This is a genomic window from Adlercreutzia sp. CNCM I-6207, from assembly GCF_977072305.1.
Map to the genome: position 1 here is coordinate 1 of NZ_CDRVLZ010000003.1, position 15,429 is coordinate 15,429.

At 56.3% G+C, this 15,429-nt stretch carries 7 protein-coding genes and 2 tRNA genes; 1 reads left to right on the plus strand and 8 read right to left on the minus strand.

Annotated elements, in window-relative coordinates; translation table 11 throughout:
• Window positions 1–71: 71 nt before the first annotated feature.
• The 4 genes from ACW4QM_RS02245 to ACW4QM_RS02260 form a co-directional block, all read right to left on the minus strand.
• On the minus strand, window positions 72–3,155 hold the full coding sequence (locus ACW4QM_RS02245) for a Spy0128 family protein (RefSeq protein WP_455798162.1): 3,084 nt from the start codon (window positions 3,153–3,155) through the stop codon (window positions 72–74).
• A 15-nt stretch (window positions 3,156–3,170) separates the two neighbouring features.
• On the minus strand, window positions 3,171–5,354 hold the full coding sequence (locus tag ACW4QM_RS02250; protein WP_455798163.1) for a MucBP domain-containing protein: 2,184 nt from the start codon (window positions 5,352–5,354) through the stop codon (window positions 3,171–3,173).
• An 802-nt stretch (window positions 5,355–6,156) separates the two neighbouring features.
• Window positions 6,157–6,232 (minus strand) — tRNA-Ala (locus ACW4QM_RS02255).
• A gap of 138 nt (window positions 6,233–6,370) precedes the next feature.
• Window positions 6,371–6,447 (minus strand) — tRNA-Ile (locus ACW4QM_RS02260).
• Window positions 6,448–6,885: 438 nt separating this feature from the next.
• Here ACW4QM_RS02260 and ACW4QM_RS02265 point away from each other — a divergent pair.
• Window positions 6,886–7,398, plus strand: coding sequence for a bifunctional nuclease family protein (locus ACW4QM_RS02265; RefSeq protein WP_157011803.1), 513 nt, complete (start codon window positions 6,886–6,888; stop codon window positions 7,396–7,398).
• A gap of 299 nt (window positions 7,399–7,697) precedes the next feature.
• Here ACW4QM_RS02265 and gyrA read toward each other — a convergent pair whose 3' ends face one another.
• From gyrA to dnaN, 4 genes are all read right to left on the minus strand, one after another.
• Window positions 7,698–10,301, minus strand: coding sequence for a DNA gyrase subunit A (gene gyrA / locus ACW4QM_RS02270; protein WP_417000850.1), 2,604 nt, complete (start codon window positions 10,299–10,301; stop codon window positions 7,698–7,700).
• Window positions 10,302–10,547: 246 nt separating this feature from the next.
• A complete protein-coding gene (gyrB, locus tag ACW4QM_RS02275; RefSeq protein ID WP_114538855.1) occupies window positions 10,548–12,491 on the minus strand; it encodes a DNA topoisomerase (ATP-hydrolyzing) subunit B in 1,944 nt (647 codons plus the stop codon).
• Window positions 12,492–12,747: 256 nt separating this feature from the next.
• Window positions 12,748–13,854 carry a DNA replication/repair protein RecF gene (gene recF / locus ACW4QM_RS02280; protein ID WP_157011799.1) on the minus strand — a complete coding sequence of 369 codons (1,107 nt, stop codon included), beginning with the start codon at window positions 13,852–13,854 and terminating at the stop codon, window positions 12,748–12,750.
• Complete coding sequence (gene dnaN, locus ACW4QM_RS02285; protein WP_157011797.1) at window positions 13,855–14,955, minus strand: DNA polymerase III subunit beta; 1,101 nt, start codon at window positions 14,953–14,955, stop codon at window positions 13,855–13,857.
• Window positions 14,956–15,429: the final 474 nt, after the last annotated feature.

A 15,429-nucleotide genomic window follows, 5' to 3' on the forward strand; every position in this document is an offset into this window, starting at 1 on the left:
ACTCCCAGCCCGATTGTCGGCGCAAGCGCGCACCGATGGCCAATGGATTTGCGCACTGACGCATTGCGGAATCACCACCCGAGGATGCCGCAATACTCAGTGGGCTCCACTTTATACACCGTGTGGCCATTTTCAGACACGACACGGCTGCCCGCGGCGGTCAGCGTTACCTCCACGGTAGCATCAGGAATAGTAGTAAGGAAATCGTCGCTGGAGCCTTCGGGGACAGCTTCCTTCAGTGTAAAAGTGAAATCCCTTGTCTTGGTACCGTCAGCGAAGGTTTTCTTCGCATAGGGTTCGTCAGCGGAATCGTTAATAATTCCTAATGAGAGGTTGCCATCTGGGCCTGTCGTTCCCTCAGCCACTTTGGATTCACCGTCGTAGAGCGCGAAGTTGAAGGTCTTCCCATTAAGCTGAAGGCTCTCGTCAAGAGTTGTCAGAATCTGCTTCGTCAGCCCCAGATTGAACCCAGCATATTCCATGGCAACGTTTTCGAACTTGATACCAGCTTCCGTCGCATTTTCGAGAGCGGTTGCACCGGCGGGCGCCTTGTAGATAGTCGGGCTCGTTTCTAGGCTACGCTTATCCGGGGACAGCGTTACATCAACCTTCACAAGATAAGTGGTACCATCGTAATCCACGCCGCTGTCAACGTTTTGGGTACCCCCGTTTTGTTCAGCAATGGCATACCAGTAAGTTCCCGGTGCAGTGTACTCTTCAGTATCGAAGGAAACCGTACCTTCAACCTTCTGCTTTGTTGACTCTGCAAGTTGCCCGGTTTCCTTAACGGTTGCACCCTCCGCTGTAGCAATGCTGACAAGGCTGTTAGCCTGCTTAAGCTCCGTAGGATTGCTCGGATCGTTGACAACATCATCAATGTTATCGATCTTCTTGAATCCGAACGCAAAGCTGCCAGCCGCGATGCCATCAGCGATCTTCGTCACCGGAATGTTCACAGACGTCTTCAAGTTCAGCGTATTCGTAACTGTCGCAGCATCGTCGCCCGATTGATTGCCAATCTGCACCGAGCTGACCTTGGTGGTATAGGTAGTGGAAGTCAGGAGAACGTTGTTGTCCTTTTCTTCGTAGCTAGCCACCTCTTTTTCGACATTCAGACTGACATGAACATCGATGCCGTCGGGAATAGAGGACACAAATCCCGCTTCTTTTTGTTCACCGGTTAAGCACTCTTTCAGAGAGAAGGTCTTCGTTTTCTCTCCTTCGGCATCGAAACCAGGTAATGCAAATTGCAGATTGCCGTTCTCAGTGTATCCCTCGTACTTCTCATTAGTTTCTTTGTCAGTTAGTTCGAAACGGAAAACGTCATCGGAATCAGTGTCTAGAAGATCGCCTAGGCTGTTAACAATCTTCTTCGTCAGCGAGATCGTATAAGGGTTCACCGTGGTTTTTTCTTCCGTGTCGAACTTTCCGAACTTGATCGCGCCGTTGCAGGCAATACCACCGCCGTGAGTTCCACTTTTGTTTCCTGTTATGATGACACTTCGAGCTATGTTCACATTATCGGCAGTAGCCGTGTTAGTAAGACAAAGGGTGGCATCATGGGATTCATAGCTCTGGCCCACAGGAATACCGATTTCCCTTGACCACAATCCAGTATCGCTCACCGAACAACCGTTCACGGGAGGCATGCCAACCTCGAACCCCCGCCAAGCAAGAGTTTCTCCATCCCCACGCACGAGAGTATTATCCGCAGAAACATAGCTCGCGAGAGTACAATAATAGTCTTGTGCAAGATCAACCTTAAAAGACTTGCTCACATAATCCTTATTTTCAAGAGTATATTTTGTGCTCCATCCGTAGGTAAGCTTACCATCGACTACGTTGCCAGGATTCTCCCCGTTTAGTAATTTGTCAATTTCGCCTTCGCCCATACCAGTAAGGAAGAAGTCGCCCGAGGGAACATTCTTACCAGAAGAAACAACAGACGCAGGAACATTGAACCGCAGCACCGTATTCAAAGGATAGCTCGTTCCCGAAGCAGTGTTCTTGAACACTGCGGCGCTGCTTTCCAGCTGGCCTGCACTGGTTGTTTCCTTCTCTCCGATAATAATTTTCGCATGAGGGCAGCCAGCAACGCCTCCACCCAGACCAGCAGCGCTGTTGTTCGTAATAAGGGCAGAGGGAATCATCAAGGTGCCATTATTGTTGATATAAATGCCACCGCCGCCCCAGTCGGTAGTAGTCTCTGTTTCATTGTTAATGATGGAACCACCAGTTATCTTGGTGTCTTTTGCGTCAGTAAAAATTCCGCCGCCTTCATGGGCACGCAAAGGACCATCGGAGTCATCCGTTTTATCGGGGTCTTTTGCTTTGTTACTGGAGATCTCGCCGCCCGTCATTTCGAAGTGACAACCATTCCACACGAATACACCGCCACCAGCGCCCGCTTCGTTCTTGGTGATGGCGCCGCTGTGCATGATGAAGCTAGCCCCGTCGTTCACAAAAACGCCGCCGCCTACCGTGCCTGCGCCGTTGTTGAAGTTACCAGGGCTCTCCGATCCTTTGCCACCTGTAACGGTTGGTCCTACACCGTTTTCTGTGCCGAGAATGACCTTGCTGTTAGAACCAACTATCGCTATGACAGAACTGATACCCGATCCCTGGATTGTGCCTGCCCCCACAATGGACAGCGTAGCGCCGCTGGTCACTCTGATGTCGCTGTGAAGCGTGCCATTGACGGTGAGGGTGTAGGCTCCATTCCCGCTGAAGGTCAGAGGGCTAGAGGTGTTGGTCACGTCGCCTTCAATGGTATGCGATTCGTTGTTGGCCAACGCCGTGGAAGTCGTATCCGCGGGAGTTTCGGCGCCTGCGTCGGGATTCTCCTCGGGGAGCGCCGTCGCCATGATCCCGGCCTCTTCGCCTGCAGGCGGCTCTTCCCCATCGAGAGTTGCACCGTCTAAAACGTTTTCTTCTGAGAGGACCCCCTCCTCTTCACCTTCAGCATTTTCCGCACCTTCGGCGCCTTCCAGATCGTCCGTATCTTCGACGGATTCTTCCGTGCCCGTGTCGGCTAGGACGTCGTCCTTGGAGCCGTAGGCGATGTTGATCTGGGGGACAAGGGCGACGATCAGTAGGATCGACAGGGCGATTCCCAAGAATTTGATGATCGATTTGTTCTGCAGCAACTTGGTCATGTCGTCCTCCTCCCTTTAAGCGTTCATCGAATCGGTTGCGGTTTGCTCGTTCTTTTTGCGGCGACGCATCCACCAGTAGATGCCAAGGCCGGCGACCACGAGAACGATAGCGCCCGTGGCTACGACCAGCGCCATGCCCGAGCCGGAGGTCGCCACGTCCTGGGCGAGGCCGGAGTACAGCGGGTTCTCGTCGTCGACGATAGCGCGCTCAGTACCGGTGTCCTGGCCGCCAAGCGTCGCCAGCGGATTGTCATCGTCGTTGATGACCGCGGCGGCATCGCCTGTGCCCACACCGGCATCAACCGTTGCCGGCGCCGTAGCATCGGCAGCGGCTCCTTCCGCAGCGGGGGCGGCAGCAACCGGAGCGGCCGTCATCACTGTGGTGCCCGGCACCGTCACCACGCGCTCGGTGTCGACGATCTGCGTGCGGCGAATAGTGATCTGCGCGCTGAGCTCGTCGTTCACATCGCGGTAGTAAATGGTGTAGGTACGCGCCGGTGAGAAGTAGGCATGGCGGATGGCCGTTTCCTGACCCGCCAGACGCACGTAGGTGTCATCGCCGAGCGCGAACTGCTCCTCGCCGAGGATGTTCACGAAGTCGTTCGTTTCGGGATCGATGGTGATGGTCTCACTGCGGAGAATCTGGCTGTTGGCGATGTTCATGTACTGCACGGTGATGTCGTAGGTATCGCCCGGCGTGTAGTCCTCCGGCACGTAGTAGACGTACTGGAGCACGTCGGTGCCCTTTTCCAGATCTTCCCACGCGTAGGTGATGGGCTCCATATTGCCAGACCACGGCACCAGACCGTTCTTCGGGGCCGGGGTGTAGGTGGCCGTCTGCTCCGGGGTGACTTCGTAGTGGATCTTATCGATAAGAGCACCCGTCTCACCGTTGATTTCCATCACGGTGAGGTTGACCTTCTTCGTAGTGGCCTGCGAGACGTACTTCGCCGTTACCGTGCGGCCGGCCGGATACTCGCCCGCTTCGAAGGCGACGACGGGATTGCCCTGCTGGGTCTCCGCCGAGCGGGCCCCAATGGCCACATTGTCGTCCGTCGCATTGGTCTCGATGGTCCAAGAATCCAGCGTGTAGTAGTTGACGCCCCACTGTCCCTTGTCGCGGTCGGTGGTAGGCGCATCCGCTGCATTCGTGACAGCGCTCATCGAAAAGGAGTTCGGCAGGGTGTATTGGTAGCCCTTGCCCTTCACATCTACGCTGTCGGTCCACAACGTATTGCCGTTATCGTCCACATAGTTAATGGTGACCTGATAGGCGCCGGCTTCGGTGTTCTTCACTTCCATAACGCGAATCTGCTTCGTGGCCTGCTCGGGCGTCAGCATGATGGTGGAGCCGGTGAGACGCTGGATGACGCGATAATAATGCGTGGTCTCCTGGCCGGCCTCATCGGTAGTCGTCTTGAAGAAAGACTTCTTGATAGCAACCTCTTTGCCTTCGCCGAGGTTTTCCACGATTTCCGTTTCGATGATGTTGCCATCGACATCGACGTACTTGACGGCGCCGGAGATGGCGGCAGCGTCAACTTGCTCGTAGGTGACGACGAGGCGCTGGCCATGAGTGGTGTCAGCGGCCTGCACCTCGGCTTTGGGCTCGCCATCCTTGGTGGTTTCCGCGCTTTGGAAGACAATGGGGATGTCGCCCGTGAGGTTCTTATAGTAGCTGGCACCAGCGCCGACCGTTTCCGCGAACTTGTCGTTTTTGGGATCGATCGTGCGAATGCCGAGCACCTTCCACTCATCCTCATTCGGCACGGCGGGGTCGTTGACAAGCTTCGCGTAGATGGGGCAAATAGTGCCCGCGTACAACGGGTCACCGCCGCGCTTCGCGTCGAACACTTTCACTGTATAGGCAGGGAAATTGTTCGGGTCGCCAAACACGTCATGCAACGATTGCGGCACCGAGGCTGGGGCCTCGGCATCCTGAGCCGCCGGAGCCGGCTGTGCAATCTTCAGCGCGACAATTTGGGCGATGCGAAAGGAGTTGGCATCGCCAGCGTAGTCGGGCGCGGAAGTGTCGGCATCCTTTGCCTCGGGATCGGTATCCTGCGTCTCGGGAATAGCGTAGGCGAAACGCGGCGCGATGGTTTTGCCGTCTTTCTCAACCTCTATATAGATGGTCTTCCCCGCGCCGTTTTCCACGCGGAAGAGATCCCACATACCATCTTCAGCTGTGGGGGTCATGAAATCGATGCCGTGAATTTCGCCGCTCTTGACCGGGTCGACTACAGGAGCGGCAGGAGCTTCTGCCGCATCACCATTCGAAGGGTCATCGGCAAAGGCCTGGGCAACGAAAGAAAGACTCGCTGCCGGAAAAGCCAACGTAGCTGCAAGAGTAAAGGCTAGAAGGCTTCGGCCGAAAATTCTCTTTTCAGCGAGACCCCCCCATGACCGATTTCCTCATTTGTGTCTCCTCTGCTGCTCGCGATCGCCTCTGGTGCTATATGCACCTATACGCGCGCGAAGCGGGGGCTTCGGGCGCGTCGGCGATCCTCTTCTCCTCGTTGATTGCGAAGAGCCGCCTCTCTTCGTCAGCTGATTCGCAATCCTGCTCTCTTGCTTGCTATTTTAGACGGCTCATCAGGCTATTGTCTACCCGTCAAATCATCTTTTAGCAAGCTAGCTCTCTGTCAATGCTAAGGATCACTTTATTGATCTGAGATTTTTTGTCTACTGCCAAAAATGACAACAAATGAGACAATTATGGCTTCTCTTCAAATTGCAAGGCTTTGACCTGGTGATTCTTCGCTATTTCACAGAGACCCCGAAAGAAGATGACTAGGTAAATGACAGGGTAATGACTATATTAAAACGCCCTGCAAGGAGTCAATCTGTGGCAAACAATAACTACTTTTCAACGAATGGCACTCAGCTAAGCGAGTGGCAATGCGTTAGGGATGACTCATGTCCCCTTCCTTGCTTCTACTTCCCTTAACAGGCAGCTACAAAAAGACGAACACCCAAAGGTGTTCGTCTGATTCGTTTATGGTGGAGCGTAGGGGGATCGAACCCCTGACCTCAGGCTTGCAAAGCCCGCGCTCTCCCAGCTGAGCTAACGCCCCATGGCATGCACTAGCAGTCATCACTTTGCTCGTTCGGGATTTCGTCAGTTTAAAGAAAATCGGCCGATTCTGGCCCGAAATATAATAAACGCTCCACCGGCTAACTCGGCTCACGGTGGAGCGTTTATCGCAAAGTAATGGTGGGCCCGAATGGATTTGAACCAGCGACCTCACGCTTATCAGGCGTGCGCTCTAACCAACTGAGCTACGGGCCCTTGAAAAAGTGCTTGACTATCTTAAGCCTGTTTCATAGGTGAGGTCAAGGAAAATTTTCCCGATTTCCAAAACGTACACGACACGCCGCGAACGGCACGAGTAGTATCCTCTTAATCAGAATATGAATTATTTCACCTTCCGTGACAGCATCCTCCCTTTCGATGCGCGAAAAGCGACTTATACAGACATTCGAAACTCCAGGATGCAAGAATTTTGAGTTATACAGGCAAACCTGCTCCTGTTTTATTTCGGAAATGCCTGTATAAGTCGCTTTTCGCGTCCTAGACTCAATGTTTTTGTCACCGGAAGATGGGCTTAAGCGGTTAAACATTCCAAAAGTTTAAATAAGCTTGGTTCAACAATGAGACAATAGACATCAAACATAGAAAGCTCAATCTGCAATCATGTTCTCATCGAACTAGAGTAAAGGACAAAGCATGGTTCCGTTGAAAGTGTTGACATTGGTGGTGGCGGGGCAGAACCAGCCGTCCGTGCTGGTTCTGCAACCCGTAGAGGAGACACCAGCGGGGAAGGCGCGCGTTGTGCCCATTTGGATTGGCCCCACCGAGGCGGCACAAATCGGGATGGCACTGGAGCATGTGAAGTTCGCGCGGCCCATGACCCATGACCTCATGCTAGATGCGCTCACCAATTTGGATGCGCGCGTCGATTCCATGGTGATTTACGGATCGAAGGGGCAGATGTTCTTCGCGCACCTGGTTCTTTCCCAGGGAGGACGACTCATCACCTTAGACGCCCGGCCGAGCGACGCCATTGCCCTGGCGCTTCGGCAAGATGCGCCGCTCTATATTGAAGAGACGGTACTTGACGCTTCTTCGTTCCCGTTTCTCTTCAAGGGTGAGAAGCAGACGGAAGAGGAACTGGCGGCGTTCAAGACATTCCTCGACCATATATCCCCCGAGGATTTCGGAGATATCGAACAGCTTTAGTTTTCTTTCATCTGTGATAATATAACTGAACCAGCAAAGTCCGTGTGCGGGCGGGACCTACTACAAAGGAGGTTTCGCCTATGAATGAATTCCTGATTGCTTTGGCCGCCATGGCCAACGTGGTGACAGCTTTGCTATCACTGTGGCGGGAGTATAAGCACCAACGGATGGAGAGGATAGACAAGAGGGACTAGCAGCAACTAGTCCCTCAAGTTGTTAACCCGCTCCGCCCGCTCAACCGTTAACCAAACGACGGGCTTTGCTGGTGTTTCTACTATAGCACGTTTTCTAACGTTTTGCTACTCTTCCGTCGCTTCTCCCTCGTCGCCCAGATCGTCGTCGAGGTCGTCGAGGTCGTCGATGGCGAGAGTGCCTTCCTCGCTCTCCTCCTCGAGCAGGCCCATCTGGTTCTCGTCGGCGGGTGCCGCCTTCTTGGCCTTCTTCTTGCCGGTGGAGGCGATGGCCACCGCGCACACCTTGTCCTTGTCGGCGACGTTCATCACCTTCACGCCCTGGGTGGAACGGCCGAGCTCGGAGATGCCCTTCACCGGGGTGCGCACAATGACGCCGTCCTCGGAGACAATCATGATCTCGTCATCGGGGCCGACGATCTTCATGACCGACAGCAGGCCCTTCTTGTGGGTCATCGTAATGGTGTAGACGCCCTGGCCGCCGCGATGATGCTCGGGGTATTCCTCGATCTTCGTGCGCTTGCCGTAGCCCTTTTCGGTGATGACGAACAGGTCAGTGCCGGGCTTGGCGATTTCCATGCCGAGCACGTGAGCGTCGGCCGGCACGTTCATGCCGCGCACGCCCATGGTGCCGCGGCCCATGGCGCGAGCCTCCGACTCATCCCACAGAATGGCCTTGCCGGCGCTGGACACCATGATGACCTTCTCGCCCTTGGCCACGCGCTTCACGGAGATGAGCTCGTCGCCGTCCTTCAGGTTGATGGCGATGAGGCCGTCGCGGCGCGTGCGGTCGTACTGATCCATGGAGGTCTTCTTCACGTTACCCTGAGCCGTGGCGAACATGAGGAACTCCTCGGCCGGGAAGTCCTTCGTGGCGATAACGGCCGAGATGGACTCGCCCTTCTCCAGCGGCAGCAGGTTCACGATGGCCGTGCCGCGGGCATGACGGCCGGCCTCGGGGATCTCGTACACCTTCAGGCGGTAGACCTTGCCCTTGGTGGAGAAGAACAGCATGTAGGAGTGCGTGGAAGCCACAAACAGGTGCTCCACGAAGTCGGCGTCCTTCAAGTTCACGCCTTGCATGCCCTTGCCGCCGCGCTTCTGCTGGCGGTAGGTGCTCACGGGCAGGCGCTTGATATAGCCGGCCTTGGTCATGGTGACGACCATGTTCTCTTCGGCGATGAGGTCCTCCACCTCGATATCCTTGGCCTCGCCGGTCAGACGGGTGCGGCGCGGGGTGTTGTACTTCTTCTTGATCTCTTGCAGCTCTTCCTTGATGACCTGCTTCAACAGGTTCTCGTCGGCAAGGATCTGTTTGTAGTAGGCGATCTTCTCGCGCAGCTCGGCCAACTCTTCCTCGATCTTGGTGCGCTCCAGGCCGGTCAGGCGGCGCAGGCGCATTTCCAGGATGGCGTTGGTCTGCTTCTCGGAAAGACCGAAGCGCTCGGTGAGGCGCGCAGCGGCTTCCTTGTCCGTCTCGGAGGAGCGGATGATGTGGATGACCTCGTCGATGTTATCGAGCGCGATGATGTAGCCCTCGAGGATGTGCTCGCGCTCCTCGGCCTTGGCCAGCTCGTAGCGGGTGCGACGGGTGACGACGTCTTTCTGGTGCTCGATGTAGTAGAAAAGAATCTCCTTCAGCGAGAGCACGCGCGGGGTGCCGTTCACCAGGGCCAGCATGTTGCAGCCGAAGCCCACTTGCAGCTGGGTGTGCTTGAACAGCTTGTTCAGCACCACCTGCGGGATAGCGTTGGACTTCAGATCGATGATGATGTCGATGCCCTTGCGGTCGGCGGCGTCGTGGATGTTGCTGATTTCGGGCAGCTTCTTGTCGCGCACCAGCTCGCCGAGCTTCTCCAGCAGGCGCTTGCGGTTCACCTGGTAGGGGATTTCCTTCACCACGATGGAGGCGCGGCCGTTCTTCTTTTCCTCGATCTCGCATTTCGCACGGATGGTGAGGTTGCCGTGGCCGGTCTCGTAGGCATCAAGAATGCCCTTCTTGCCCATGATGAGGCCGCCCGTGGGGAAGTCGGGGCCGGGCATGGCGCCGAGGAGGTCTTCCGTGGTGCAGTCTGGGTTGTCGATCATGAGGCAGGTGGCGTCGATGGCCTCACCCAGGTTGTGGGGCGGGATGTTGGTGGCCATGCCGACAGCGATGCCGTTCGAGCCGTTGACCAGCAGATTCGGGAAGCGCGACGGCAGTACCGTAGGCTCCTGCAGCGACTCGTCGTAGTTGGGCTGGAAATCGACCGTTTCCTTGTCCAGGTCGCGCAAAAGTTCCATAGCCGGCTTGTCGAGACGCGCCTCGGTGTAACGCATGGCAGCGGCGGAGTCGCCGTCGATAGAGCCGAAGTTGCCGTGGCCGTCGATGAGGGGCAGGCGCAGGCTGAAGGGCTGGGCCAGGCGCACCATGGTGTCGTACACGGCGAAGTCGCCATGGGGATGGTACTTGCCGATCACGTCGCCGACGGTACGGGCCGACTTCATGTGCGGCTTGTTCGGCGTGTAGCCGGACTCGTTCATGGCGTACAGGATGCGGCGATGCACCGGCTTCAGGCCGTCGCGTACATCGGGCAGAGCGCGGGAGACGATAACGGACATGGAGTACTCGAGAAAGGAGGTCTGCATCTCCTTGCCGAGAAACGCTGCGCGCACGATGGTGCCCTCGCCGCCGTTGGCGCCCTCGATGATGGAGCCGTGGGGGTTGGGCATGTCCACCATCAACGAGCGGGCTCGCTCTTCCTCGGAGATGAAGCCGGGCTCGTTGCCATCTTCGTCGGCGTCTTCCACGTCTTCTTCTTCATCGAGGGTGGAGCTGGCGCTGGCGAGTTCCGCGTCATCGTCGCCCTCATCGTCGGTGTTCACTTCCTCGGCCAGGTACAGGGCGTCCTCCTCGGCGGCCTCTACCTCGTCGCGGTCGTCGTCGAATTCGTCAAAGTTATCAGCCATTTAGCTCTCCTAAATATCCAGGAAGCGGACGTCGCGGGCGTGTTTCTGGATGAATTCCTTGCGAGGCTCCACCTGCTCGCCCATAAGCTCGCTCACCACGCGCTCGGCCTCCACGGCGTCGTCGATGTTCACCTGCAGAAGCGTGCGGGTTGCCGGCTCCATGGTGGTTTCCCACAGCTGCTCGGGGTCCATCTCACCGAGGCCCTTGTAGCGCTGAACATCGAACTTGCTGGGGTCGTCGTACTCGGCCAGGGTGGCGGACAGCGCCTTCTCGTCGTAGATGTAACGCTCGACCTTCGGGCTGCGGGAATTCTTCTTCTTCAGGCCGAAGATGGGCGGCTGGGCGATGTAGATGTAGCCGAGGTTGATGAGCTCGGGCATGTAGCGGTAGAAGAACGTCAGCAAGAGGCAGCGGATGTGCGCGCCGTCGACGTCGGCATCGGTCATGATGATGATGCGATGGTAGCGGGCCTTCTCGGCGTCGAAGTCCTCGCCGATGTTGGTGCCGATGGCCGTGATGAGCGAGCTGATGGTGTCGGAGGACAGCGAGCGGTGCAGGCCGGCGCGCTCCACGTTCAGAATCTTACCGCGCAGAGGCAGGATGGCCTGGAACTTGCGGTCGCGGGCCTGCTTGGCCGAACCGCCTGCGGAATCGCCCTCTACAATGAAGATTTCGGACTGGGAGGCGTCCTTGCTGGCGCAGTCGGCGAGCTTGCCAGGCATGCTGAACGAGTCGAGCACGTTCTTGCGACGGGTCATCTCGCGAGCCTTGCGAGCAGCCTCGCGGGCCTTCAGCGCCTGGGTGGCCTTGCCGATGATGCGCTTGGCCGGCGTGGGGTTCTCCTCCAGGTATTCGCCGAGGCCCTGGGCGACGGCGTTTTGCACCAGCGGGCGGATCTCGGTGTTGCCGAGCTTCGTCTTCGTCTGGCCCTCGAATTGCGGATCGTGCAGCTTCACGGAGATGATGGCCGCCAGACCCTCGCGGGCGTCCTCGCCGGAGAGGTTCGGATCCTTCTCCTTCAGAAGGCCCTTCGAGCGGGCGTAATCGTTGATGGTACGCGTAATGGCCTGCTTGAAGCCGTCCATATGCGTGCCGCCCTCATGGGTGTTGATATTGTTGGCGAAGGCCATGACGGAGTTGGTGGAATAGGAGCTGGACCACTGCAGGGCCACTTCCACGGTGCCGTCGGCGTTCTCGGCCTCGAAGTAGATGGGCTTGTTCAGGGTCTCCTTGCCGTCGTTCAAGAACTTCACGAAGTCGACGATACCGCCCATGGCCTGGAACACCTCAGTGCGGGGGTTGCCGTCGGCGTCGGTGATGCGCTCGTCGGTGAGGATGATTTTCAGACCGCGGTTCAGGAAGGCCATCTCGCGGAAACGGGCGGCCAGGGTGTCGTAGTCGTACACCGTGGTCTCGGTGAAGATGTCGGGGTCGGGCCAGAACGTGACCGTGGTGCCCGTGTGCTTTGCCTTACCGATCTCGTGCAGCTTGGTCTTGGTCTTGCCGTGATCGAAATCGATCTCGTATTCCTTGCCATCGCGGCGCACCTGCACTTCCACCTTCGTGGAAAGGGCGTTCACAACGGAAACGCCGACGCCGTGCAAACCGCCGGAAACCTTGTAGCCTTCACCGCCGAATTTGCCGCCGGCGTGCAGAATGGTAAGCACGACCTCGACGGTGGGGATCTTCTCCTTGGGATGCTTGTCCACGGGAATACCGCGGCCGTTGTCCTCGCAGGAGATGGAATTGTCGGGATGGATGGTCACCTTGATGGTATCGCAGTACCCGGCCAGGGCCTCGTCCACAGCGTTGTCGACCACCTCGTAAACCAGGTGGTGCAGACCGCGGGGGCCGGTGGAGCCGATGTACATGCCCGGGCGCTTGCGAACAGCTTCAAGTCCTTCTAGAACTTGAATGTCAGAACCGTCGTAGTGATCTGGTTTGTTTGCCACTGACACTCCTTCGCTCTCGGAACAAAAGAACGCGCCCAGATGCGGGCGCCGAATGAGTGTCAATTATAGCATGTGAAAATCGCATTTCGGCTGAAAGTCGCGGAATGGGGCTATTTTAAGGCTGTTTGAGGGCCTATGTTGCGGTTCGGTGAAGACTTTGCCAGGAATTGTGGAAAACAGGGCTTAAATCAAGCGAGAAATGCACGGAGTTAATACTTTGGGGACTCGAATGGGACTATTCTACGGTTTTGGCGGGTCACACCACCGGCAAATGGATAACATTGCTCTTGTTCAACATGGCCTCATTAAAGTAATCGATGTTCGCTGTGGTGATAAAAGTCTGACTACCGCCTTCCATAGCGGTCACCAGCGCATCGCGTCGTCGGCCGTCCAGCTCGCTCATCACATCGTCAAGAAGGAGCACCGGCTTCTGCTCGATGATCTCCTCGATGACGGCCGCTTCAGCCAGTTTATACGAGAGTACAATGGAGCGCTGCTGTCCCTGACTTCCGTAGATTGAAGCGTTTTCCCCATCGAGAGTGAATACGATTTCATCGCTATGAGGTCCCACCACTGCCCGGCCGCGCCGCCGCTCTTCCTCCGCACGCTCATGAAGCGCGCGGGCCAACGCCTCGCGGGCTTCGTCGCGGGTAAGGGGCTCAACCGTTTCCTCTGGCGCTCCTTTTCCCCACGAGGGAACATAGACGGCGTTCAAACAATCGCGTCCTTGAGAAATCTCCTGGTACTTTGCAGTCAGATGAGGGAGCAGCCGCTCAAATAACGCGATGCGATAGATCGTGAGCTGAGCTCCCACCGTGACGATCATCTCATTGATGGCCTCCACAAGGGCAACATCGGCCTCCTCTTTGAGAAGGCGATTCTTATGGCGAATCACCTTCTCATAATCACGCCGTACCGTGTAGTAGCTTTTATTTACCTGAGCGCCCAACGTGTCCAACGATGACCGCCGCCCGCTGTTCGGCCCTTTTACCAAATCGAGATCATCAGGCGTAAAAACGACCGAGGGAATGACTCCTTTCAAATCGATCGGCCGTTTCGCCTTTCCATTGAGCCGATACTTGCGCGTACGACCATCAAGCGTGAGGTCGATATCAAGACGCCGATTGCCGTCAGTTGCCTGCATGGATACGCGACTACGCTCCTCGCCGTGGCGAATCAACTGATCAGCCGTACCATGTCGGAACGACGTGAGCGCCGTAAGCAGCTGGATGGCCTCGATGAGGTTCGTTTTGCCAACAGCGTTCTCCCCCACAAGTACGGTGATGTCCCCAAGCTCGTTTAGAGCCGCATCCTCATAGTTGCGAAAATTCCGCAAAGAGAGGCTTTCAATACGCAGGGTCATTTAGGAGATGCGCACAGGCATGACGAGGTAGAGGAAGTTTTCCGGCTCAAGCGCGCGGAAGATGCCCGGCTTCAACGCCGATTGCACTTCAAGATACACCTCGTCGGTGGCAATGGATCCGAGGCCATCCAACACATAGGCATAGTTGAAAGCGATTTCCACATCTTCGCCTTCAATGGCGCAGGAGATGATCTCCTGAGCGCTGCCCACATCCTGAGATGCTGCGGAAATCTGCACCGTTTGGGAGGCGTTGTTCAAATCAAAACGCACCGGCGAGGAGGTGGATCCGAGCAGCGAGGCGCGCCGAACACTGGCCACGAGCTTATCCACCTCGATGGTAGCGCGAGTAGCGTAGCCGTCGGGGAGCAGCTGCTTGTAATTGGGGAAGTTGCCCTCAATGCGGCGGTTGATAAACACCGTGTCCTCGCAGGTCACGACGATCTGATTGTCAGCCAAGGCCAGAGACACCGGCGACTCCGTTTTCGGCAACGACGCGATTTCCGATAGGAAGCTGCCCGAGATGACCGCGTGGAACTCATCGGCCGAGGAGTTCGGCAGAGGAGCATCCGTGATGGCGAGACGATAGGAGTCGGTGGCCACCATGCGCAGCACGCCGGCCTCCAGGGTGATGAGGACGCCCGTGAGAATAGCGCGAGACTCATCTTTGGATACGACGCGAGAAACACGCTTGACCATAGTGGAAAACTGATGAAAGGGAATTTCTATCTTCTGGTGAACGTCCACACGGGGAAAACCGGGGAAATCCTCAGCGTTCAAGGCGCGGATAGAGAACGAAGACGTGTCGCAGGTGACAAAGGCCTGATCATCAGTGGCCTCGACATGGACCGCAGCATCGGGAAGGTTCTTCACAATTTCCGAGAACAGCTTGCCGGGCACCACCGTGCGGCCTTCCTCCTCAACGAGCGCGGCCACGGAGTATTGAATGGAGAGCTCCAAGTCGGTGGCTTGGAGGATAATTTTGTCGCCGGCGGCCTCGATGAGGATACCGGACAAGACAGGGAGCGTCGATCGAGTGGAAACCCCTTTGAGGACAATGGACAGGGCGTTGGCAAGCTCGGTGCGATTGATACTGAATTTCAAGGGATGCCTCTCTTCGTAATGGCCTGAGCTGAAACAGAAGATATCGTGCGGGTATTATAACGCCGGAAAACAGGGAAACGGAGAGGCCGCGCAGAGTTGTCTGACTAATGGTTGATTAGTTTTACACCCTTTTCTCGCTCCGCTAGTGGAAAAAGTGGATAACTTCCTCTTTCCCCAGCGCAAGCAGTGGATAACCGTCCTTTTCACTGAGTGGATATCGAAGGTAAAGATGGTTGACAGTTTTAGCTAACAATTCACTGTCGATTTTTCTTTTCAAAAACGACGCGTTGAGCTGGGGTTTTGTAAATTATGTCAGGGTAATTCTCTTTAAACGCACCTATGTTCGAACAAGATCGTGCTTGATGGGAATTTTCTTCTCAAAGGCATAGGAAGCGGCTGAGAAGGGTTATCGAGAGCCTCTGTCAAGGTTTTTGGGTAAAGTTTTTCACTTTTTCCTCTTTGAATGACAGCCGT